General features: G+C 66.9%; 18 protein-coding genes. 12 read left to right on the plus strand and 6 right to left on the minus strand.

Annotation, left to right across the window (positions count from 1 at the left end; translation table 11 throughout):
• Window positions 1-47 precede the first annotated feature (47 nt).
• Both ACJEIK_RS07740 and ACJEIK_RS07745 read left to right on the plus strand, forming a co-directional pair.
• Window positions 48-1,235, plus strand: a complete 1,188-nt coding sequence (locus tag ACJEIK_RS07740; protein WP_409431668.1) for a CaiB/BaiF CoA transferase family protein — start codon at window positions 48-50, stop codon at window positions 1,233-1,235.
• On the plus strand, window positions 1,228-2,376 hold the full coding sequence (locus tag ACJEIK_RS07745) for a thiolase family protein (protein ID WP_064860010.1): 1,149 nt from the start codon (window positions 1,228-1,230) through the stop codon (window positions 2,374-2,376). The genes ACJEIK_RS07740 and ACJEIK_RS07745 overlap by 8 nt, the downstream gene beginning before the upstream one ends.
• Here the strand turns inward: ACJEIK_RS07745 and dmpG are convergent.
• The 3 genes from dmpG to ACJEIK_RS07760 are packed head-to-tail and all read right to left on the minus strand — an operon-like array spanning window position 2,373 to window position 4,455.
• Window positions 2,373-3,380: a 4-hydroxy-2-oxovalerate aldolase gene (gene dmpG / locus ACJEIK_RS07750; RefSeq protein ID WP_064860009.1), complete on the minus strand. Its 1,008-nt coding sequence runs from the start codon at window positions 3,378-3,380 to the stop codon at window positions 2,373-2,375. The genes ACJEIK_RS07745 and dmpG overlap by 4 nt on opposite strands.
• Window positions 3,377-3,832 carry a hypothetical protein gene (locus ACJEIK_RS07755; RefSeq protein WP_064860008.1) on the minus strand — a complete coding sequence of 152 codons (456 nt, stop codon included), beginning with the start codon at window positions 3,830-3,832 and terminating at the stop codon, window positions 3,377-3,379. The genes dmpG and ACJEIK_RS07755 overlap by 4 nt, the downstream gene beginning before the upstream one ends.
• On the minus strand, window positions 3,829-4,455 hold the full coding sequence (locus ACJEIK_RS07760) for a TetR/AcrR family transcriptional regulator (protein WP_064860021.1): 627 nt from the start codon (window positions 4,453-4,455) through the stop codon (window positions 3,829-3,831). Before ACJEIK_RS07760 ends, ACJEIK_RS07755 begins: the two co-directional genes overlap by 4 nt.
• Before the next feature lie 78 nt (window positions 4,456-4,533).
• On the opposite strand from ACJEIK_RS07760, the gene ACJEIK_RS07765 reads away from it, so the two are divergent.
• The 4 genes from ACJEIK_RS07765 to ACJEIK_RS07780 all read left to right on the plus strand — a co-directional run bounded on the left by ACJEIK_RS07765 (window position 4,534) and on the right by ACJEIK_RS07780 (window position 8,996).
• Window positions 4,534-6,048 carry a bifunctional 3-(3-hydroxy-phenyl)propionate/3-hydroxycinnamic acid hydroxylase gene (locus ACJEIK_RS07765; protein WP_409431280.1) on the plus strand — a complete coding sequence of 505 codons (1,515 nt, stop codon included), beginning with the start codon at window positions 4,534-4,536 and terminating at the stop codon, window positions 6,046-6,048.
• Window positions 6,045-6,914 (plus strand): alpha/beta fold hydrolase, encoded by an 870-nt coding sequence (locus ACJEIK_RS07770; protein ID WP_409431281.1) that lies wholly within the window; start codon window positions 6,045-6,047, stop codon window positions 6,912-6,914. Before ACJEIK_RS07765 ends, ACJEIK_RS07770 begins: the two co-directional genes overlap by 4 nt.
• Window positions 6,911-7,894 carry a VOC family protein gene (locus ACJEIK_RS07775; RefSeq protein WP_409431282.1) on the plus strand — a complete coding sequence of 328 codons (984 nt, stop codon included), beginning with the start codon at window positions 6,911-6,913 and terminating at the stop codon, window positions 7,892-7,894. The genes ACJEIK_RS07770 and ACJEIK_RS07775 overlap by 4 nt, the downstream gene beginning before the upstream one ends.
• A 73-nt stretch (window positions 7,895-7,967) precedes the next feature.
• The gene (locus ACJEIK_RS07780) at window positions 7,968-8,996 is read left to right on the plus strand and encodes an amidohydrolase family protein (protein WP_409431283.1); all 1,029 of its coding nucleotides are present in this window, start codon (window positions 7,968-7,970) and stop codon (window positions 8,994-8,996) included.
• 6 nt (window positions 8,997-9,002) lie between these two features.
• Here ACJEIK_RS07780 and ACJEIK_RS07785 read toward each other — a convergent pair whose 3' ends face one another.
• A complete protein-coding gene (locus tag ACJEIK_RS07785) occupies window positions 9,003-10,304 on the minus strand; it encodes an acyl-CoA dehydrogenase family protein (RefSeq protein ID WP_409431284.1) in 1,302 nt (433 codons plus the stop codon).
• Between the two features lie 91 nt (window positions 10,305-10,395).
• Window positions 10,396-11,013: a hypothetical protein gene (locus ACJEIK_RS07790; protein WP_409431285.1), complete on the minus strand. Its 618-nt coding sequence runs from the start codon at window positions 11,011-11,013 to the stop codon at window positions 10,396-10,398.
• Between the two features lie 194 nt (window positions 11,014-11,207).
• On the opposite strand from ACJEIK_RS07790, the gene ACJEIK_RS07795 reads away from it, so the two are divergent.
• Entirely contained in the window at window positions 11,208-14,060 is a 2,853-nt protein-coding gene (locus tag ACJEIK_RS07795; protein ID WP_409431286.1) for an RND family transporter, read from the plus strand.
• A 274-nt stretch (window positions 14,061-14,334) separates the two neighbouring features.
• On the opposite strand, the gene ACJEIK_RS07800 is transcribed toward ACJEIK_RS07795, so the two are convergent.
• On the minus strand, window positions 14,335-14,937 hold the full coding sequence (locus ACJEIK_RS07800; protein ID WP_409431287.1) for a TetR/AcrR family transcriptional regulator: 603 nt from the start codon (window positions 14,935-14,937) through the stop codon (window positions 14,335-14,337).
• A 93-nt stretch (window positions 14,938-15,030) separates the two neighbouring features.
• Here ACJEIK_RS07800 and ACJEIK_RS07805 point away from each other — a divergent pair, with 93 nt between their 5' ends.
• The 5 genes from ACJEIK_RS07805 to ACJEIK_RS07825 are packed head-to-tail and all read left to right on the plus strand — an operon-like array spanning window position 15,031 to window position 19,223.
• Window positions 15,031-15,555, plus strand: coding sequence for a DUF4242 domain-containing protein (locus ACJEIK_RS07805; RefSeq protein WP_133427348.1), 525 nt, complete (start codon window positions 15,031-15,033; stop codon window positions 15,553-15,555).
• Window positions 15,552-16,574, plus strand: coding sequence for an acyl-CoA dehydrogenase family protein (locus ACJEIK_RS07810; protein WP_133427327.1), 1,023 nt, complete (start codon window positions 15,552-15,554; stop codon window positions 16,572-16,574). Before ACJEIK_RS07805 ends, ACJEIK_RS07810 begins: the two co-directional genes overlap by 4 nt.
• Window positions 16,550-17,269, plus strand: a complete 720-nt coding sequence (locus ACJEIK_RS07815; RefSeq protein ID WP_135356557.1) for an ABC transporter ATP-binding protein — start codon at window positions 16,550-16,552, stop codon at window positions 17,267-17,269. The genes ACJEIK_RS07810 and ACJEIK_RS07815 overlap by 25 nt, the downstream gene beginning before the upstream one ends.
• On the plus strand, window positions 17,266-18,420 hold the full coding sequence (locus ACJEIK_RS07820) for an ABC transporter substrate-binding protein (protein WP_133427325.1): 1,155 nt from the start codon (window positions 17,266-17,268) through the stop codon (window positions 18,418-18,420). Before ACJEIK_RS07815 ends, ACJEIK_RS07820 begins: the two co-directional genes overlap by 4 nt.
• The gene (locus tag ACJEIK_RS07825; RefSeq protein WP_409431288.1) at window positions 18,417-19,223 is read left to right on the plus strand and encodes an ABC transporter permease; all 807 of its coding nucleotides are present in this window, start codon (window positions 18,417-18,419) and stop codon (window positions 19,221-19,223) included. The genes ACJEIK_RS07820 and ACJEIK_RS07825 overlap by 4 nt, the downstream gene beginning before the upstream one ends.
• Window positions 19,224-19,229: the final 6 nt, after the last annotated feature.

Genomic DNA, 19,229 nt, shown 5'->3' on the forward strand with positions numbered 1-19,229 from the left:
TGACCGAAGCGCAGTCGCTGCCGCTGGCCGGGATCACCGTCGTCGCGATGGAGCAGGCGGTGTCCGCGCCGATGTGCACGCGCGTGCTGGCCGACTTCGGCGCCCGCGTGATCAAGGTCGAGAATCCCCGCGGTGGCGACTTCGCCCGCGACTACGACGACGTGGTGCTCGGCCAGGCGGCGCATTTCGTGTGGGCCAACCGTGGCAAACAGTCGATCAGCCTGAACCTCAAGTCCGACAAGGGCATTGCGGTGTTGCACCAGTTGCTCGACCGGGCCGACGCGTTCGTCTCCAACCTGGCGCCGGGCGCCACCGCGCGGTTGGGGTTGTCACCGGAGGAGCTCGGCAGGCGACACCCGCAGGTGATTCCCGTCGAGATCGACGGCTACGGGCCGGGCGGGCCCCTTTCCCAGAAGCGTGCGTACGACCTGCTGGTGCAGGCGGAATCCGGGTCGTGTGCGGCCACCGGCTTTCCGGGGATGCCGGCCAAGCCGGGCCCGCCCGTCGCCGACATCTCCACCGGCCTGTACTCGGCGCTGTCCATCATGGCGCTGCTGTTGGGCCGCGCCCGTGGTGTCTCTGTCGGTGCGGCGCCGTCGGTCGCGGTGAGCCTGTTCGACACGATGACCGACATCATGGGTTACCCGCTGACCTACACCCAGCATTCGGGCGTGAACCAGCAGCCGCTGGGGATGGCATCGCCGGCCGTCGCGCCCTATGGCGCGTTCGCAACGCGCGACGGCCAGACCGTGGTTCTCGGCACGACGAACGACCGGGAATGGCAGCGGCTCGCCCGGGAGATCATCGACCGGCCCGACCTCGCCGAGGATCCCCGATTCGCGAGCAATTCGGACCGCTGCGCGCACCGCGACGAGCTTCACGCTGCCATCGGATCCTGGTGCGCTGAGCGCTATCTCGAGGACATCCAGCGGATCGCCGACGCCGCCGGCATAGGCAATTCGCGGTACAACCTGCCCAGTGAGGTGATCGCACATCCGCACCTCAAGTCCCGCGACCGGTGGCGTCAGGTCAGCACCCCGAATGGCCCCATCGATGCGCTGTTGCCGCCGCCCGTGATCCGCGGCCTCGAGCTGAACATGGGGGCAATCCCCGGACTGGGCGAGCACACAGATGTGATACTCGGCGAATTGGGTTACCGCGCTGAAGATATCGCCGGCCTGCGGGCCGCCGGTGCCATCGGCGATGTCTATGGATCAGGGAGCGACCATGCGTGAAGTCGTCATTGTCGAGGCCGTGCGGACTGCCGTCGGCAAGCGCAACGGGGGACTGGCCGGCCAGCATGCCGCCGATCTCTCCGCGGTCGTGTTGAACGAACTGATGGAGCGTTCCGGAGTGGCCCCCGAACTCGTCGACGACGTGGTGTGGGGCTGCGTCTCGCAGGTCGGTGACCAGTCGAGCAATATCGCCCGCTGGTCGGTGCTGGCGGCCGGCTGGCCCGAGTCGATCCCGGGCACGACGGTCAATCGGGCCTGCGGATCGTCGCAGCAGGCATTGGATTTCGCGGTGCAGGCGGTGATGTCCGGCCAGCAGGACGTCGTGGTGGCCGGCGGCGTCGAGGTGATGAGCCGGGTGCCGCTCGGTGCGGCCCGCCAGACCGGGGAGCCGTACGGGCCGAAAGCACTTGCCCGGTATGACGGTTTCGGTTTCAACCAGGGCATCTCGGCGGAGATGATCGCGCAGAAGTGGGGCCTGTCGCGGGCCCGGCTGGACGAATACTCGGCCCGCTCACACGAACTCGCCGCGGCCGCACAGGATTCGGGCGCGTTCGTCACGCAGATCGTTCCGGTGTTCACCGACGACGGCGGTGTGGTGCACGAGGACGAAGGCATCCGGCGGGGGACGACCGTCGAGAAGCTGGGTGGTCTCAAGCCGGCGTTCCAGGACGACGGCGTGATCCACGCCGGCAACTCCTCGCAGATTTCCGATGGTGCGGCAGCGCTTTTGGTGATGACGCTGGAGAACGCGCTGCAGCTCGGCCTCACCCCGCTGGTGCGGTACGTCGGCGGCGCGGTGACGGGTGCCGACCCCGTCTTGATGCTGACGGGCCCGATCCCGGCCACCGAGAAGGTGCTGCGCAAGACCGGCGTGAAGATCGGCGACATCGGCGTCTTCGAGGTGAACGAGGCGTTCGCCCCGGTGCCGCTGGCCTGGCTCGCCGACACCGGCGCCGACGAGGCCGCGCTCAATCCCCTCGGTGGCGCGATCGCGCTGGGGCACCCACTCGGCGCGTCCGGCGCGGTGCTGATGACCCGCATGATCAACCACATGCGGGACAACGGAATTCGCTACGGTCTGCAGACGATGTGCGAGGGCGGCGGCACTGCCAACGCGACGTTGGTGGAGCTGGTCGCTTAGGCGCTTCCCGCGCTGGTGAGGTCCAGTGCGATGTCGACGAGCATGTCCTCCTGGCCGCCGACGAGTCCACGTCGCCCGGCTTCTTCCAACAGTGTCCGGGCGTCGATGTCGAAGCGTTCGGCGGCAATCTCCGCGTGCCGCAGGAAGCTCGAGTACACGCCCGCGTAGCCGAGCGTCAGGGTCTCCCGGTCGACGCGTACCGGTCGGTCCTGCAGCGGCCGCACCAGATCGTCGGCGGCATCCTGCAACGCATGCAGATCGCAGCCGTGCTCCCAGCCCAGCTTGGTGGCCGCGGCGATGAAGACTTCCAGTGGTGTGTTACCGGCTCCGGCACCCATCCCAGTCAATGACGCGTCGACCCGGTTGGCGCCGTGCTCGACAGCGGCGATCGAATTGGCCACTCCCAGAGACAGGTTGTGGTGGGCATGAATTCCGATTTCCGTTGTGGGGAGCAGAGTTTGGCGCAGGGCATCAACCCGGTCGGCGATGTCGCGCATCGTCATCGCGCCGCCGGAGTCGACGACGTAGACGCAAGTGGCGCCGTAGTTCTCCATGAGCTTCGCCTGCACGGCGAGGTCCGCCGGCGTGGCGAGGTGGCTCATCATCAGGAAGCCGACGGGGTCCATTTCCAGCTCGCGGGCGGCGGCGAGATGGCGTGCGGAGAGCTCGGCCTCGGTGCAGTGGGTACCGACGCGGACGACGGTGACGCCGGCGCGATGCGCGTCGCGCAGCCGGCGCACGGTGCCGATTCCGGGGAGGATCAGCGTCGCGATGCGAGCCCGCGACACCGCGGCGGCGACGGCGGAGATCCACTCCAGGTCGGTGTGTGCGCCGAAGCCGTACACGCAACTGGACCCACCCAGGCCGTCGCCGTGTGCGACCTCGATGGAGGCGACACCCGCCGCGTCGAGCGCAGTCGCGATGGCCACGGCCTGCGCGATGGTGTACTGGTGACGGACGGCGTGCATGCCGTCACGCAGGGTCACGTCGCTGATGTAGATCATGTTGGGGCTCCGGCGTTTTGCGCGGCTACTTCGACGAGCGCGGTCACTCTGGTGCCCGCGAAGGTGCCGATTTCTGGGATGTGGATCGGGCCGATGATCTCGAACTGCACGGCCTGCTTGAGCCGGAAGCCTGGCACCTCAGCGCTGATCCGTTGCACCGCGATGTGTATGTCCCGTTCGATGGCAGCGTGATCGGGGGTGCCGTCGACCAGGCAGTAGAGGGTGTGCCGCGTCGCAGGGGAAGGGCTGAGCAGTGAGATGACCTTCGCATGCCGGGCGCCGACGTTCTGTATTGCGGTACAGGTGGTTTCGATCAGATCGTCGACGCCGGCCCGGATGTCCGGACCGGCGGAGCACGCCGGAATTGATGAGACGATCTCGGCGTAGGTCACACTTCCCGACTTCGCGACGGCAGCGATGATCGGCGCGGTGGTTCCGGCGGACGGCGTCATTGCGCGTTCTCGGCGAGCATCCGGATCGCCGTGTCGTAGATGGCATTGGCATGCATCTCGAACAACTCCAGTAGGTCCACCGAATCACCGCCGAGTTCCCTGGCGATGAACAGGCCGTCGGCGCCGGCGATGGAGTAGTTCACCAGCAGGCGGACCTGGGCGTCGGTGAGTCCCGGTGCCAGCTCGCCGAGTGCTTCGGTGAGCGATGCGGAGGCCTGCGTCCGCGCTTGCAGGAACCGCGCACGGGCTCGTGGTTCCACAGGCCGGCGCTCCAGCGCCAGCATCAGCCCGAGGCGCAGGAAGTCCGGATAGTCGAGCAGGCCTTTCGCGAGCTGCCTGGCCAGTCCGATCACGCGTTCGCGGGGCTCGCCGTCAAGGGGGAGTTCCCAGACGCGCAGCCAGGTTTCGAAGCTGCGGTCGATCACCGCCGCCAGCAGGTCGTCCTTGTCCTTGAAGTGCCAGTAGATGGAACTGGCGGGGAGTCCGCACTTCTTGCTGACCAGCCCGATGCTGGTGCCTTCGTAACCACGTTCAGAGGCAATCTCGTTGGCGGCATCCAGGATTCGCTCACGGGACTGTTCGCCATCGGCGCGCTTGCGGCGGGTCTTGGGTGCTTCGGACATCTTCACTCCCGACTCTTGACTCTGTAGCGATCACTACATTACCGTATCGATCACTACAGAACAAGTGGGAGGCTCCCAATGAGCAGTGCAGACACCTACGACGTCGCGGTTGTCGGGTATGGCCCCACAGGCGCCACGGCCGCCAACCTGCTGGGCCAACTCGGTCTGAAGGTCGTGGTGATCGAGCGGGACCCAGATATCTACAGCCGGGCGCGGGCGATCTCGACCGACGAGGAGGTCCTCCGCGTCTGGCAGTCGGTGGGCCTGGCCGAGCGGCTCCAGCGCGACATGCTGCCGGACCGTCCGGTCGCGTTCGTCGACGCCGACGGGCGCCCCTTCATCGAAACGGTGATCTACGGACGCGGCTGCGGCCATCCGTCGCAGCAGTTCCTGTATCAGCCGGCGGTCGACTCGGTGCTCCGTGAAGGGGTGGCCCGGTTCGCCAACGTCGAGGTGCTGCTGGAGCATGAATGTCTGCGGGTGGCCAACCGCGCCGACGACGTCGAGCTGCTGCTCGCCGACCTGCGTGCCGACGCCTTCAAACGGGTGACGGCCCGCTACGTCATCGCCTCGGACGGTGGTTCGTCGGCGACGCGCGGCGTGCTCGGCATCGGGTACAGCGGACGCACCTACGGAGAGCGGTGGGTCGTCATCGACACCAAGGTGATCAAGGAATGGGATGCGCACGACCGCTTGCGGTTTCACTGCAACCCCGCACGTCCGACCGTCGACTGTCCGACGCCGCTCGGGCATCACCGGTGGGAGTATCCGGCCAAGGCGGGGGAGGACGAGAAGTACCTCACCAGCGACGAAGCGGTGTGGAAAGTGCTGGGCGAGCAGGGCATCACACCCGAGCATGTCGAGGTGCTGCGCGCAGTCGTCTACAGCCACCACGTACGGGTAGCGGACCGCTGGCGCGTCGGACGGGTATTCCTGGCCGGCGATGCCGCGCACGCCATGCCGCCGTGGATCGGCCAGGGGATGTCCGCCGGCGTCCGCGACGCCGCCAACCTGTGCTGGAAACTCGCCGCGGTGCTGCGCGGTCAGGCGCCCGACGCGCTGCTGGATTCGTATGCCGCAGAACGCAAGCCGCACGTCACAGAGGTCACCCGGCGTGCGGTGCTGGTCGGTCGGATCATCACCGAGCGGCGGCCATGGCTGGCCGCCATCCGCAATCACGTCGTGCGGGCGCTGACCAGGATCCCCGGTGCCAATGCCGCGGGTCAGAAGTTCTGGTGGATACCTGACGCGCACTACGACGACGGTTTCTTCGCGTCCACGCACCCCGCGGTGGGCTGGCAGATCCCGCAACCCACGGTGGGCGGCGTGCTGCTCGATGAGCTGCTCGGCGGGCGCTGGACGGTGCTGCACACCGGCGCCGTGCCGACCGGGGCGGCAGCCTGGACGGCCGCCGGCGCGCCGACCCTGCAAATCACCGAACCGAGCCTGGTGCGGTGGCTCCGTGACCGCAAGGCCGACGCCGTCGTCCTCCGCCCGGACGGATTCGTCTACGCCGCAACCTCATCCGGACAACCACTCCCGACTCCGCCGGCCGGACTGAGCCTCACCACCCTGACAGGAGCATCAGCATGACCGCCGCCCTCACCGAACACACCATCACCGTCGCCGGCCGGAAGATCTTTGTCGCCGAAGCGGGATCCGGCCCCGCGGTGCTGCTCCTGCACGGCGGCGGACCCGGCGCCTCCGGTGTCAGCAACTACTCCCGCAACATCGACGGGCTCGCCCAGCGCTACCGGGTCCTGGTACCCGACATGCCCGGCTACGGGCGTTCGTCGAAGGGCATCGACAAGTCCGATCCTTTCGGCTGCCTGGCGGATGCGATGCGCGGTCTGCTCGACGAATTGAGCATCAGCACAGCGCATCTGGTTGGCAACTCCTACGGCGGCGCCGCGGCACTGCGGATGGCGCTGGACACCCCGGGCCGTGTCGGCAAGCTGGTACTCATGGGCCCCGGCGGTATCGGGACCACGCGCGGCCTGCCGACAGCTGGTCTCAACAGTCTGCTGGCGTACTACGGCGGCTCGGGCCCCAGCCGGGAGAAGCTGGCCACGTTCATCCGCAATTACCTGGTCTACGACGGTGACTCGGTGCCCGACGAGCTGATCGACCTGCGCTACACGGCATCCATCGACCCAGAGGTGGTGGCCGATCCGCCGCTGAGTCGACCGTCGGGACCATTCGCGCTGCGGACACTCTGGCGCATGGACCTGACGCGCGACTCACGGCTGGCCTCGCTGCAGACGCCGACGCTGATCCTGTGGGGGCGCGACGACAAGGTGAACCGGCCCTCGGGTGGACCCATGCTGCAGAACATCATGCCCAACGCCGAACTGGTCATGACCAGCCGCACCGGACACTGGATGCAGTGGGAACGCGCCGACCTGTTCAATCAGATGGTCGGCGAATTCCTTTCGGACAGCACGGTATTCCGGCCATGAGCGTGTTCGGAAACGTGTCGCTCGGCTATCTTGTGGTCGAGACGGAGCGGTTCGCCGACTGGCGCCGGTTCGGTCGCGATGCGATCGGCATGCACCTCGATGATCTCGACACCGATGCCCTCCGCTTCCGGCTCGACGAACAGCAGTGCCGGTTCCTGCTCAGGCGCGGGGCGGCCGAGGATGTCACCACACTGGGCTGGCACGTCGACGACCACGAAACCTTTGAGGAAATCCTCGCCCGCGTGCACCGGTGCGGCGTGCCCGTCACCATCGGCACCGACGATGAGGCCGCGCTGCGCGGCGTCGAACGCCTGGTGCGGATTCCCGGCCCCAACGGGCTGGCGCAGGAGCTGTACACCCGGGCACACATCGACGGACAATTGTCTGTGGCTGGAAAGGGCTTTGTCACCGGCGAGTTCGGACTGGGACACGTCGCCGTCACCAGCACCCGGCCACACCAGATGCGCGGTTACTACAACACCTTGCTCGACGCCCGGCTCAGCGACTTCATCGACGAGAACATGAGCGGCGTCAAGGTCAAGATCCGGTTCCTGCGAGTCAATCGGCGCCACCACTCCGTGGCGATCGCCGCGGTGAATCGGTTGCCGATCAACCCGATTCGGACCCGCGTGCAGCACCTCAACATTCAGGTCGCCGAGTTGGACGATCTGACGGACAGCTACCAACGCGTGCGAGCACTGGGGTTCGACATGGCCCTGGGAGTCGGCCAGCACACCAACGACCGCGAGCTGTCGTACTACGCCGTCACACCGTCGGGTTTCGAGTGGGAGGTCGGATGGAACCCGCTGGTGGTCGACGAATCGACCTGGAAACCGACGACCCACCAGGGCATCAGTATCTGGGGCCACGAGATGCAGGCCAGCGTCGACAAGCTCGGGCAGTTCAGGACTGCGGCCAGGTCATTGCTGCACCGCGAAGACACCGTCCCCGCGCTCGCCGGGGCGGGAATCCCCGACTAATACCGCGATTTGTGCACGATATTCCGCGGTGCGCGCGGAATATCGTGCACAAATCACCGGAGGAGGAAACATCATGAACCGTATTGACACACATCACCACATGGTCCCGCCGGACTATCGAAAAGCGTTGGACAAGGCGGGCATTGCCGACGCCGGCGGGAGAGCGATGCCGGACTGGACTCCGGAAGCGTCCTTGGACGCGATGGGCCGACTGGGCGTCGCCACCGCCATCTTGTCGGTGTCCGCGCCGGGAACGACGATGCTTCCGGCCGCCGCCGACGCGGCCGCGCTGGCTCGCGATGTGAACGACTACAGCGCCGATCTGGTTGCTGCCCAACCGGATCGGTTCGGGTTCTTCGCCACACTGCCGATGCCGCACCTGGATGCCTCCGTCAACGAAGCCGTGCGCGCACTCGACGAATTGAATGCAGACGGTGTGTTCCTGCTCGCCAACAGCGTTGGGACCTATGTCGGTGCGCAGGGTCAGGACGCGTTGTTCGCGGAGCTCGACAGGCGATCGGCCGTGGTGTTCATCCACCCGGCCGAGTTGCCCGGCCCCGTCATCGACGGCGTACTGCCGTTCGCAGCCGACTTCCTGCTCGACACCAGCCGTGCGGCGTATCTACTGGTACGCAACGGCATTCGCCGCCGCTATCCCAACATCCGGTTCATCCTGAGCCATGCCGGCGGCTTCGTCCCATACGCGTCCTACCGGATGGCCATGGGCATCACGAGTGACGTCGGCGGCAGCCCGGCCGATCATCTCGACGACCTCGCGAGCTTCTACTTCGACACCGCGCTGTCGTCCACGGCGGCCGCGCTGCCGTCGCTGCTGGCCTTCGCCAAGCCGGGGCACGTGACGTTCGGTTCGGACTTCCCGTTCGCGCCGGTCGAGGTGAGCCAGCTGTACGCGGCCGGGCTCGAGACATACGGGGGACTGGACGACGCCGGGCGTCGCGAGATCGACCGCACCAATGCGCTGGCGCTGTTCCCGCGGCTGGGTTCTGTTGTCCCGCCGGCAGCCCCGTCGGTGGTCGAGCAGGCGCAGCATGCCGCGAGCCGCGCGGTGATGCGGGGCGTGACCCGGTTGCTGGCGCGGTAGAGCCGCCTACAGGTTCCCCAATTCCATCTCCAAGTACTCCGCGTATTTCGCCTGTGCCGCTTCGCGTTTGCCGGGCAGCCACTCGGTCGGCCACAGTTCGTCGGTGCCGGTGTAATCCCGCAGCACCTGCTTGGCGACGGTGACCTTGTGCACCTCGGTCGGTCCGTCGGCCAGCCCCATCACGGCGGCGCCGGCGACCATCCCGAGGAACGGAACTTCGTTGGTCACGCCGAGTGCACCGTGCACTTGCATTGCGCGCCAGGCGATGTCGTGCAGTACCGTCGGCATGACGACCTTGACGGCCGCGATGTCCTTGCGGACCTTCTTGTAATCGTTGTACTTGTCGATCTTCCACGCGGTGTGCAGCACGAGCAGCCGGAACTGCTGCAGCTGCGCCCACGAGTCGGCGATGAAGCCCTGGACGGCCTGCTTGTCGGCCAGCAGGCTGCCGGCGGTGTGCCGCGACAGCGCGCGCTCGCACATCATGTCCAACGCCCTCTGCGCGAGCCCGATGGTGCGCATCGCGTGGTGGATCCGGCCACCGCCGAGACGCGTCTGCGCGATGACGAACGCCTGGCCTTCACCGCCGAGAACCGCCGAATTCGGTACGCGCACATTGTCGTAATGGATCAGGGCGTGCGAGCCGTGGCCGTCGGATTCCCCGTAGATCGCCGAGTTGCGGATGATGTTGACGCCCGGCGTGTTGGTCGGTACCAGGAACATCGACATGCCCTGGTAGGGACTGACGTCGGGGTTGGTCACCACCATGACGATCAGGAACGTGGACGTGGAGGCGTTGGACGAGAAGAACTTGTAGCCGTTGATCACCCAGTCGTCGCCGTCACGAACCGCGGACGTCGTGAACTGCGTGGGGTCGGCGCCACCCTGGGGCTCGGTCATCGAGTAGCAGGAGAAGACCTCGCCGTTCAGCAGCGGCCGCAGGTACTGCTCCTTCTGTTCCGGGGTGCCGTAGTGCGCGATGATCTCGGCGTTGCCGGTGTCGGGCGCCTGACAGCCGAAGATGATGGGCGCCCACTGCGACCGGCCCAGGATTTCGTTGAGCAGCGCCAGCTTCAGTTGTCCATAGCCCTGACCGCCGAGCTCGGGGCCAAGATGCGTGGCCCACAAACCTTTTCGTCGCACCTGTTCCTTGAGCGGGTCGACGACCCGGCGCCGGGTCTCGTCGAGCGCGGTGTACTGCAGGTGCGGCCAGATGAGGTCGAGCGGCTCGACTTCGTCGCGCACGAAGGCGTCGGCCCAGTCGAGGAGTTCCTGGAACTCCGGATCGGTTTCGAAATCCCAAGCCATGCGGCCTCCTTCAGTTCAGCGCCGCCGCGACAGAAACGCACCCGCTTCTTGTTGTAACGCACCAGCGTCGGTTTGGGAATGCCTAGCGGGGCTAATCGACGGCGAGAGAGTAGGTGTTGCCGAGGTTGTCCTGCGTGACGTGAGCGTCCGCGGTGGTGGTGTCGATGCGCAGTGGGCTGGTCAGCGTCGACGTCCGGTAGCTCCAGCCGTCCGGCAGCTGCAGCCGCGCGCCGAGCCCCGGCAGGTCCGCCAGCGACAGTGCCGGGTCGACCGTCTGGCTCCACGACTGCATGACCCACCGCTGCCCCTGCGGGTCGAGAAGCTCGAAGACCGGCCGCCCGGCGCCGAACACGAACACCGTGCGGCGGCTGACCTTGTTCACGCTGTAGGGCGCCGGCTTCATCGACGACAATTCGACGGTCGCCTGCTGCCGCATGTCGATGCCGCCGAACGTCTTCATCTCTCCGACGTCCTCGCGGGTTTTCACGATCTCGCTCATCAGCCAGTAGCGCGGGCCGTTGAGCAAAGCGGCCGCCACGCCGTTCTCCGAGGCGAGGGCCTGCGGGTTGAGCGCGGACCAGGCGTCGGGTGGGCAGTCGTTCAGCGGGAAGGTGTTGAACACCGCAACCTGCGGCCCCGTCGGCGTCTGGGAGACCAGCAGAACTTCGCCGTAGCGCTTGCCGAAGGTGTCGGCCGGGGAATTTTCCACAGCGTCAACGCTAAGGTCCGAAGCGGGCGAAAAGATGCCGATTCATCCCATTTCGCGGGAGGTAGAGGGCTTTTTGTGTGGTTGGTATGGCTAAAAGTTTGGTGGGCTAGGTATATTTCGCGCGACAGTGAATGTGTAACGCCGCCGAGCTCCATCTCCATGGACCTACCGGGCCTGATGGAAGGGTGCCCCGAGTGAGTGCCACCAACACCGAGCGATCCAAGATCGGTCACCTGATCTGGGTCCTCGCGGTGCCCATCGTGATCGGCTGGTTTGCCGTCAACGTCGCCACGAACACGCTGGTCCCTCCGCTGGAGAAGGTCGGTGAGGCGCACACCGTCGGGCTGAGCGCCAAGGACGGCCCGGCGATGGTCTCGATGAAGCAGATCGGTGCGAACTTCCAGGAGTTCGACTCGGACAGCAACGCGATGATCGTTCTCGAGAGCGACCAACCGCTCGGCGCCGAGGCACACCACTACTACGACGGTCTCGTCGCCAAGCTGACGGCCAACACCGCGCACGTCGAGCATGTCGCGGACTTCTGGAGTGACCCGCTCACGGCCGTGGGCTCACAGAGCGCCGACGGCAAGGCCGCGTACGTCCAGGTCTACCTCCGCGGCAACCAGGGGGAGACCAAGGCCAACGACTCGGTCGCCTCGGTCCGGCAGATCGTCGCCGACTCCAAGCCGCCGGCCGGCCTCCACGTATACGTCACGGGTGGCGCCCCGCTGGTGTCAGATCAGCACCACGCCGGCGACAAGAGCGTCACCAAGGTCACGATCATCACCCTGGTGGTGATCGCCGTGATGCTGCTGTTCGTCTACCGGTCGATCATGACGATGATCCTGACCCTGCTGATGGTGTTCCTCGAACTCGGCGCCGCCCGCGGCGTCGTCGCGTTTCTGGCCGACACCAACGTCATCGGGCTCTCGACGTTCGCGGTGAACCTGCTGACCCTGATGGTCATCGCGGCGGGTACCGACTACGCCATCTTCGCCATCGGGCGCTATCAGGAAGCGCGCGGCGACGGAGAAGACCGCGTGCTGGCCTACGACACGATGTTCCGCGGGACGGCGCACGTCGTGCTGGGATCGGGTTTGACGATCGCCGGCGCCATGCTCTGCCTGAGCTTCACGCGGCTGCCGTACTTCCAGACCATGGGCGTGCCCTGCGCGATCGGCACCCTCGTCGCCGTCCTCGCGGCGCTCACGCTCGGGCCCGCCGTCATCAAGATCGGCAGCCGCTTCGGGCGCTTCGAACCCAAGCGCGCCATCCACTCCCGCGGGTGGCGCCGGGTCGGCGTCCTGGTGGTGCGTTGGCCGGGACCTGTGCTCGTCGCGACGCTGGCGCTCGCCCTCGTCGGACTGGTGACGCTGCCCGGCTACAAGACGAACTACGACGCCCGCCGCTACGTGCCGGCCGAGCTGACCGCCAACGTCGGATATGCCGCTGCCGAACGGCATTTCAGCGCATCGCGGATGAACCCCGAGCTGCTGATGGTGCAGAGCGACCACGACCTGCGGAACTCGGCCGACTTCCTGGTGATCAACAAGATCGCCCGGGCCATCGTGCACACCCCAGGGGTCGCGCGGGTGCAGACGATCACGCGGCCCGACGGAAAACCCATCAAGCACACGACAATTCCGTTCATCATGGGCATGCAGGCCGTCACGTCGAAGATGACCGAGAAGTACCAGATGGACACGATGGCCAACATGCTGCAGCAGGCCAACGACATGCAGGTCAGCATCGACACGATGACCAAGATGCAGTCCATCACCACGCAGATGGCCGCCACCACGCATGACATGTCGATGAAGACCGCCAACATGGCGCTCGATGTCGCCGACCTGCGGGACCACATCTCCGATTTCGACGACTTCCTGCGGCCCATCCGCAATTACCTGTACTGGGAACCGCACTGCTACGACATCCCGATGTGCTGGTCCACGCGGGCGCTGTTCGACACCCTCGACGGCATCGACGTCATGACCGACGACATCCAGACTCTGGTCCCGGATCTGATGAAGATGGACAAGCTGACGGCCGAGATGGTCACGGTGATGCCGCCTCAGATCGAGGTCATGAAGAACATGAAGCAGTACATGCTGTCCATGTATCAGACCCAGAAGGGTCAGGTGGATCAGCGTGCGGCGTCGTCGGACAACGCGGCGGCGATGGGCGAGGCGTTCGACAACTCGCTGAATGACGATTCCTTCTACCTGCCACCGGAAGCCTTCGACAACAAGGACTTCAAGCGCGGCATGAAGAACTTCATCTCGCCGGACGGCAAGTCGGTCCGCTTCATCATTCAGCACGAAGGCGACCCGGCGACGCCCGACGGCATCGCGCACGTCGACCCGATCAAGCAGGCCGCCAAGGAAGCCATCAAGGGCACCCCGCTGGAGGGCTCCAAGATCTATCTGGCCGGCACCGCCGCCACCTACAAGGACATGCACGACGGCGCGCAGTACGACCTGATGATCGCCGGAATCGCCGCGGTGTCACTGATTTTCGTCATCATGCTGCTCATCACGCGAAGCATGGTCGCGGCGGGCGTGATCGTCGGCACGGTGCTGCTGTCGCTCGGCGCGTCGTTCGGCATGTCAGTTCTGTTGTGGCAGCACCTCCTTGGCCTCGAGCTGCACTGGATGGTGCTGCCCATGTCGGTCATCCTGCTGCTCGCCGTGGGCTCCGACTACAACCTGCTGCTGGTGTCCCGGTTCAAGGAAGAGCTGCCGGGCGGCCTGAAGACGGGCATCATCCGTTCGATGGCGGGCACCGGATCGGTGGTCACCTCAGCGGGTCTGGTGTTCGCGGCCACCATGGCGTCCTTCGCCTTCAGTGACTTGAAGGTCATGGCGCAGGTCGGCACAACCATCGCGCTGGGCCTGCTGTTCGACACCCTGATCGTCCGGTCGTTCATGACACCGGCCATCGCGGCCATCCTGGGTAAGTGGTTCTGGTGGCCCAAGCGCGTTCGCCAGGAGGCCTCCGAGCGCCGACTGGCGGCCATCGGGATTCAGCCGGCGGCGGCCCGTAAGTAGCAGTTCTCTCGCTGACGGGCGGCGGCGCGACTGTTTGAGTGGAGCCTGGACAGCCAGGGAAGTACGTGGTTTCAATCGGAACGTCGTTGCGGCCAACGTGACTGAAGCCAGGTACGTCTTCAGGCCCTCAGAAGTCCCTGAGTTCTACAACCATTGGCAGATCACCGCCGTGATTGAACTCAGGTACTTATCTGTCTCGCCGGCCGCTGGCGCATGGTGACGAGCGGACGGCTCGGACATTCAGCTCGGTGTTCTCGCGCGTGCGGCAGATACCTCAGGCTCGGGAGCAGCCTGCGATCAGCTCGACGGCCATCTGACGGGCCAGGGTGATGGGCGCGGCTGATCGTTCGAGTTTGGACGCGGTGAGGGCGCCGTCGTAGATCAGCTGGATGCGCTGGGCGACCGCGGCGGCGTCGGGCACCTCGGCGTCGCGCAGCAGCTCGGTCAGCAGCCGGCGCATCCATAGTCGGTGTGCGCGCACCGGCTCGAGCGTGTCACCCGGGAACTCGGTGGCCGCGTTGGCGTAGAGGCAACCACGGAACTGGCGCTTGCGTGCCGCGGCGGCCGCGAGGTCGAAGAACGACAGCAGCTTGTCCACCGGGTCGACGATGCCGGAAGTCTTCGATTCCCAGCGGTTGCGATCAGCCTGATCCAATCGGTTCAGGTACGCGATCACCAACGCGTCCTTCGACCCGTACGAGCTGTAGAGGCTGGCCTTGGCGACGCCCGCCTCGCGCAGGATGGTGTCGATGCCGACGGCGCGAATTCCCTGTGCGGCAAAGAGATTCGATGCGGCGTCGAGCAGTCGCTGGGCCGGCCCGGCGGGGTCGGTGCGGGGCGCCGGTCGGTCCGGGCGGCGGGTGCGGGTCGCGCTCATAGCTGCACCATAGCCGAGAAACCTCAATAGACAGACCGGTCTGTTCATGCGAGCGTCGTGATGTCATCGACGCCCGACGAACAGGAACACACCGTGACGCTGTACCTCTACGAAATCGCAGGACTGCCCGGCCGGGCCGAGGTCGACCAGGCCATCAAGACGGTCGACGCGGAAGTGCACCGGGCCGGCGGCGAACTCATCGAGGCTCAGGTGACCGGCCAGCACCGGTTGTTCGTGGTGGCCGAGCTCACCGGCGATCCGCTGCAGCTCGACGCCGCTGCCGTCGGGGCCACCGAAGTCACCGGTCCGCACGAGGTGCGACTGGTCGGTGCGGACCTGGACGAGCTGAAAGCGGTCCGCCCCACGGCCGGCTATCTGGTCGAGTGGGACCTGCCTGCCGACCTGGACATGGACAGCTACCTGAGCCGGAAGAAGGCCAACGCGCCCAAATACGCCGAGGTGCCCGAGGTCAGCTTCCTGCGCACCTACGTGCGGGTCGACATGGACAAGTGCCTCTGTTTCTACGACGCGCCGGATGAGGACGCGGTACGGCGGGCGCGCGTGGCCGTGCAGACCCCGATCGATCGGTTGTACGGACTGGAAAGCGGTGGACAATGACGACTTTGGTATCCGACGACGTCGCAACCCGACTGGCGCACGTCACGGCCGGCGTGGACGCCCGGGCCGGTGACCTGGACGCGGGGCAGACCGACGTCCGTGACGATCTGCGCGCTCTCGGCGCCGCCGGATTGTTCGGCCTGCCGGACCTGCCCGATACCGTGCGGGTGATCGAGCAGGTGTCGGCGGTGAGCCTTGCCGCCGGATTCTCGGCCTGGGCGCACCAGATGGCGATTCACTACCTCGCCGACCGGCCGGACCTGTCGGAGGCGCTGCTCAGCGCCCGCCGTCCCGGTGTGACCGCCATGGCTGCCGGACTCAAGCATGTGGCGGGGCTCGGGCAGCTCCCGATCTTCGCGGGGGAGACGCGCCGCGGTCTGCGGCTCAACGGTCCGATCCGCTGGGCGTCCAACGTCTTCGACGACGCGTTGATCGTGCTACCGGCACGTACGGCCGCGGGCCGGCTGTATGTCGTCGCGGTCGACGTGAGCGCCGTCGGCGTGGTGATCGATCCGGCGCCCGCGCTGATGGCCCTGGGCAGCACCGGTTCGACGTCGCTGCGGCTGGAAGAGGTCGAGGTGCACGCCGACCGCATCATCAGTGCCGACCTCACCGGCTTCGTCCGCGGGATCAAGCCGACGTTCCTGCTGTTGCAGACGGCGTTCTGCGTCGGCGTCACCGGGGCGGCGCTGACGGCGGCCGGCCGGGCGACCGACGGGCTGGCCGCCCAGTTCGATGGCGACCTCGCCGACCTGGTGTCGCAGGCCGAACGCAACCGTCGACGGCTGTACGAGTTCGCGACGGCGCCAGGGGAAGCCGATGTGGCCCAGGTGATCCGGCTGCGCCTGGACGCCGCCAACGCCGCGGTGGGGGCGACCCGACTGGAGTCGGCCCTGGCTGGTGGCCAGGGCTACCGTGCGGGCACCGCGGCCAACCGCCGGTTCCGCGAAGCAGCTTTTCTGCCCGTGCAATCACCGTCGGAAGGACAACTGAGGTGGGAACTGAAGCAGTACGGATAGCCGCGGGCACCAAGCGATTTGGCGACAGCGTCGTGCTCGACGGCATCGATCTTGCCGTCGAATCGGGGGAATTCGTCGCGGTGCTCGGACGCAGCGGCAGCGGGAAATCGACCCTGCTCCGGGTGCTGGCCGGCCTGGAATCGCTGAGCTCGGGAACCGTCAGCTGGCCCGCCGGCGGCAAGCGTCCGCACATTGGCGTGGTTTTCCAGGACGCGCTCCTGCTGCCGTGGTTGACGGTGCAGGGCAACGTCTCCTACGCGAAGCGATTCGCGCACCGGCGCAAGGGATTCGACGCGGACTATGCGGCCGAACTGATGCGGCGCTTCGGCGTCGACGGCCTGGCCGACCGCTATCCCGACCAGCTGTCCGGCGGGCAGGCCCAGCGGGTGGCCATCCTGCGCGCCGTCGCGACCCGGCCCCAGGTGCTTCTGCTCGACGAACCGTTCAGCGCGCTGGACCCCGCGACGCGTGCCGACCTGCAACAGTGGTTGACCACGCTCACCACCGAATTGGGCGTGACGGTGCTGCTGGTCACCCATGACGTCGAGGAGGCGCTGGCCCTGGCGCAGCGTGTCGTACTGCTGGCGGATGGCGGCCGCATTCAGCGTCAATGGCGCCTGAGCGAGGCGGACCGTTCGGGTCTGCGTGACGAAATCCTCAGTCATTACCGGGTTTCCGAACTGTGGGTGGCATGAGCAGACTGCTGATCTCGCGACGGCAGGCCCTGATCGCGGCAGCAGCGGCCGCTGGTGGCGCCTTCGGCCTGGCCGACCTGGCGCACAGTGCCACAACCGATTCGACCGCCGGCGGGCCGCTGCGCGTGGGTTATCTGCCGATCACCGACGCCGCACCGTTGTTGCTGGCGCACTCCGCCGGGTTGTATCCGGCCGGTGTCGGCAAGCCGGTGCTGTTCCGGAGTTGGGCAGCGCTGGGCGAAGCATTCCTCAACCGTCAACTCGACGTCGTGCACCTGCTGATGCCGATGGCGGTGCAGCTGCGCTACGCGCTCGGTGGCGGTGTCCGCGTACTCGGGTGGAACCACACCAACGGCTCGGCACTGACAGTCGCCCCGCATATCCGGGAGTTATCGGACCTGGCCGGCTCGCAGTTGGCGATTCCGTTCTGGTGGTCGATCCACAACATCGTGCTGCAGAAGATGTTGCGGGCCAACGGATTGCAACCGGTGATCCGGAGGTCGGCGTCGCGGACCGACCGCACGGTCGAGCTCGTCGTGATGAGTCCGTCGGACATGGTGCCGGCGCTGGCCACCGGCACCATCGGCGGCTACGTGGTGGCCGACCCCTTCAACGCGATGGCGCAGACCAAGAAGATCGGGCGCATCCACACCTTCCTGGGCGATGTGTGGCGCGACCATGCCTGCTGCGCCCTGGTCACTCGCGACGACGTCATCAGCAGTCGACCGGCGGCAGTGCAGCAGCTCACCGATGCCGTTGTGACGGCGCAACTCGCGCTGTCGAACGACCGGAAGGCGGCGGCGGCGAAACTCGGCGGCGGGCGGTACCTGCCTCAGCCGGTGCCGGCCATCACGCTGGCGCTGACGTATCCCACCGCGCCCTACCCGCTGCATCACCCGGAGTGGCAGCCGCAGCGGCTCGGCTTTCAGCCGTTCCCGTTCCCGAGCTTCACCAGTGAACTGGTGTCGGCCATGCACGACACCGTCATCGACGGCGACCGGCGATTCCTCGACCGGCTGGACCCCACCACCGTGCACGGCGACCTCGTCGACGACACCTTCGTCCGCAATTCCATTCAGGCACATGGCGGTCCGGCCGCCTTCGGCCTCAGCGGTGGCTACACCCGAACCGAGCAATTGGAGCTGACATGACCACGACACCCGTCCGCGCGGTGATCGACCCGCCGGTGGCGATCCGCCGCTGGGCCCCGCCGGCCGGCGCCGTCGTCGTCGCGGTCGGTCTCTGGTGGTTGACGACGACCGTACTGTCCGCCCCGCATTCGCTGCTGCGCCAGGCCGCCCCGCAGCGCGTGGCGCCCGCGGTCGTGGACCTGTTCTCCCGGGGCGTGCTGCTCCCGGATATCGGGATCAGCCTGTGGCGCTTGCTGATTGGCCTCGCGGTGGCTGTCGTCATCGGGATTCCGGCCGGCCTGCTGCTCGGGCTCAGCACCACGGCCGAGCGGGCGGCAGCGCCGCTCGTCCAGTTCGTGCGGATGATCTCGCCGCTGTCCTGGGCGCCCATCGCCGTGGCGGTGTTCGGCATCGGCAATGAACCGGTGATCTTCCTGATCGCGGTGGCCGCCGTGTGGCCCGTGTTGATCAACACCGTCGCCGGCGTGCGCGCTGTCGACCCGGGCTACCTGGATGTGGCGCGGTCGTTCCACGCCACGCGGCGGGAGCTCGTGACCGCCGTCGTGCTGCCGGCCATCCGGGGACAGCTGCAGACCGGTGTGCGCGTGGCACTGGGCATCGCCTGGGTGGTGCTGGTCCCGGCGGAAATGCTCGGTGTGCGTTCGGGACTGGGTTACCAGGTGCTCAATGCCCGTGACCAGCTGGCCTATGACCAGGTGGTGGCCGTGATCGTGGTGATCGGAGCGCTGGGATTCCTGCTGGACGTGATCGCACGTCGGCTGATTTCTCCGGAGCGGCCAGGGGTAGCGCCCAACCGGCGATAGGGTGGC

The sequence above is a fragment of the Mycobacterium sp. SMC-16 genome, assembly GCF_046250085.1.
Lineage (GTDB): Bacteria > Actinomycetota > Actinomycetes > Mycobacteriales > Mycobacteriaceae > Mycobacterium > Mycobacterium phocaicum.

Excerpts from the sequence above, each read along its gene's own strand:
- dmpG (WP_064860009.1), bottom strand. The coding sequence starts at position 3,380 with ATGATCTACATCAGCGACGTGACCCTGCGTGACGGCATGCACGCCGTC.
- ACJEIK_RS07785 (WP_409431284.1), bottom strand. The coding sequence starts at position 10,304 with ATGGCTTGGGATTTCGAAACCGATCCGGAGTTCCAGGAACTCCTCGAC.
- ACJEIK_RS07775 (WP_409431282.1), top strand. The coding sequence starts at position 6,911 with ATGAGCGTGTTCGGAAACGTGTCGCTCGGCTATCTTGTGGTCGAGACG.
- ACJEIK_RS07770 (WP_409431281.1), top strand. The coding sequence starts at position 6,045 with ATGACCGCCGCCCTCACCGAACACACCATCACCGTCGCCGGCCGGAAG.
- ACJEIK_RS07765 (WP_409431280.1), top strand. The coding sequence starts at position 4,534 with ATGAGCAGTGCAGACACCTACGACGTCGCGGTTGTCGGGTATGGCCCC.
- ACJEIK_RS07745 (WP_064860010.1), top strand. The coding sequence starts at position 1,228 with ATGCGTGAAGTCGTCATTGTCGAGGCCGTGCGGACTGCCGTCGGCAAG.
- ACJEIK_RS07825 (WP_409431288.1), top strand. The coding sequence starts at position 18,417 with ATGACCACGACACCCGTCCGCGCGGTGATCGACCCGCCGGTGGCGATC.
- ACJEIK_RS07740 (WP_409431668.1), top strand. The coding sequence starts at position 48 with ATGGAGCAGGCGGTGTCCGCGCCGATGTGCACGCGCGTGCTGGCCGAC.
- ACJEIK_RS07800 (WP_409431287.1), bottom strand. The coding sequence starts at position 14,937 with ATGAGCGCGACCCGCACCCGCCGCCCGGACCGACCGGCGCCCCGCACC.
- ACJEIK_RS07820 (WP_133427325.1), top strand. The coding sequence starts at position 17,266 with ATGAGCAGACTGCTGATCTCGCGACGGCAGGCCCTGATCGCGGCAGCA.
- ACJEIK_RS07780 (WP_409431283.1), top strand. The coding sequence starts at position 7,968 with ATGAACCGTATTGACACACATCACCACATGGTCCCGCCGGACTATCGA.
- ACJEIK_RS07810 (WP_133427327.1), top strand. The coding sequence starts at position 15,552 with ATGACGACTTTGGTATCCGACGACGTCGCAACCCGACTGGCGCACGTC.
- ACJEIK_RS07755 (WP_064860008.1), bottom strand. The coding sequence starts at position 3,832 with ATGACGCCGTCCGCCGGAACCACCGCGCCGATCATCGCTGCCGTCGCG.
- ACJEIK_RS07760 (WP_064860021.1), bottom strand. The coding sequence starts at position 4,455 with ATGTCCGAAGCACCCAAGACCCGCCGCAAGCGCGCCGATGGCGAACAG.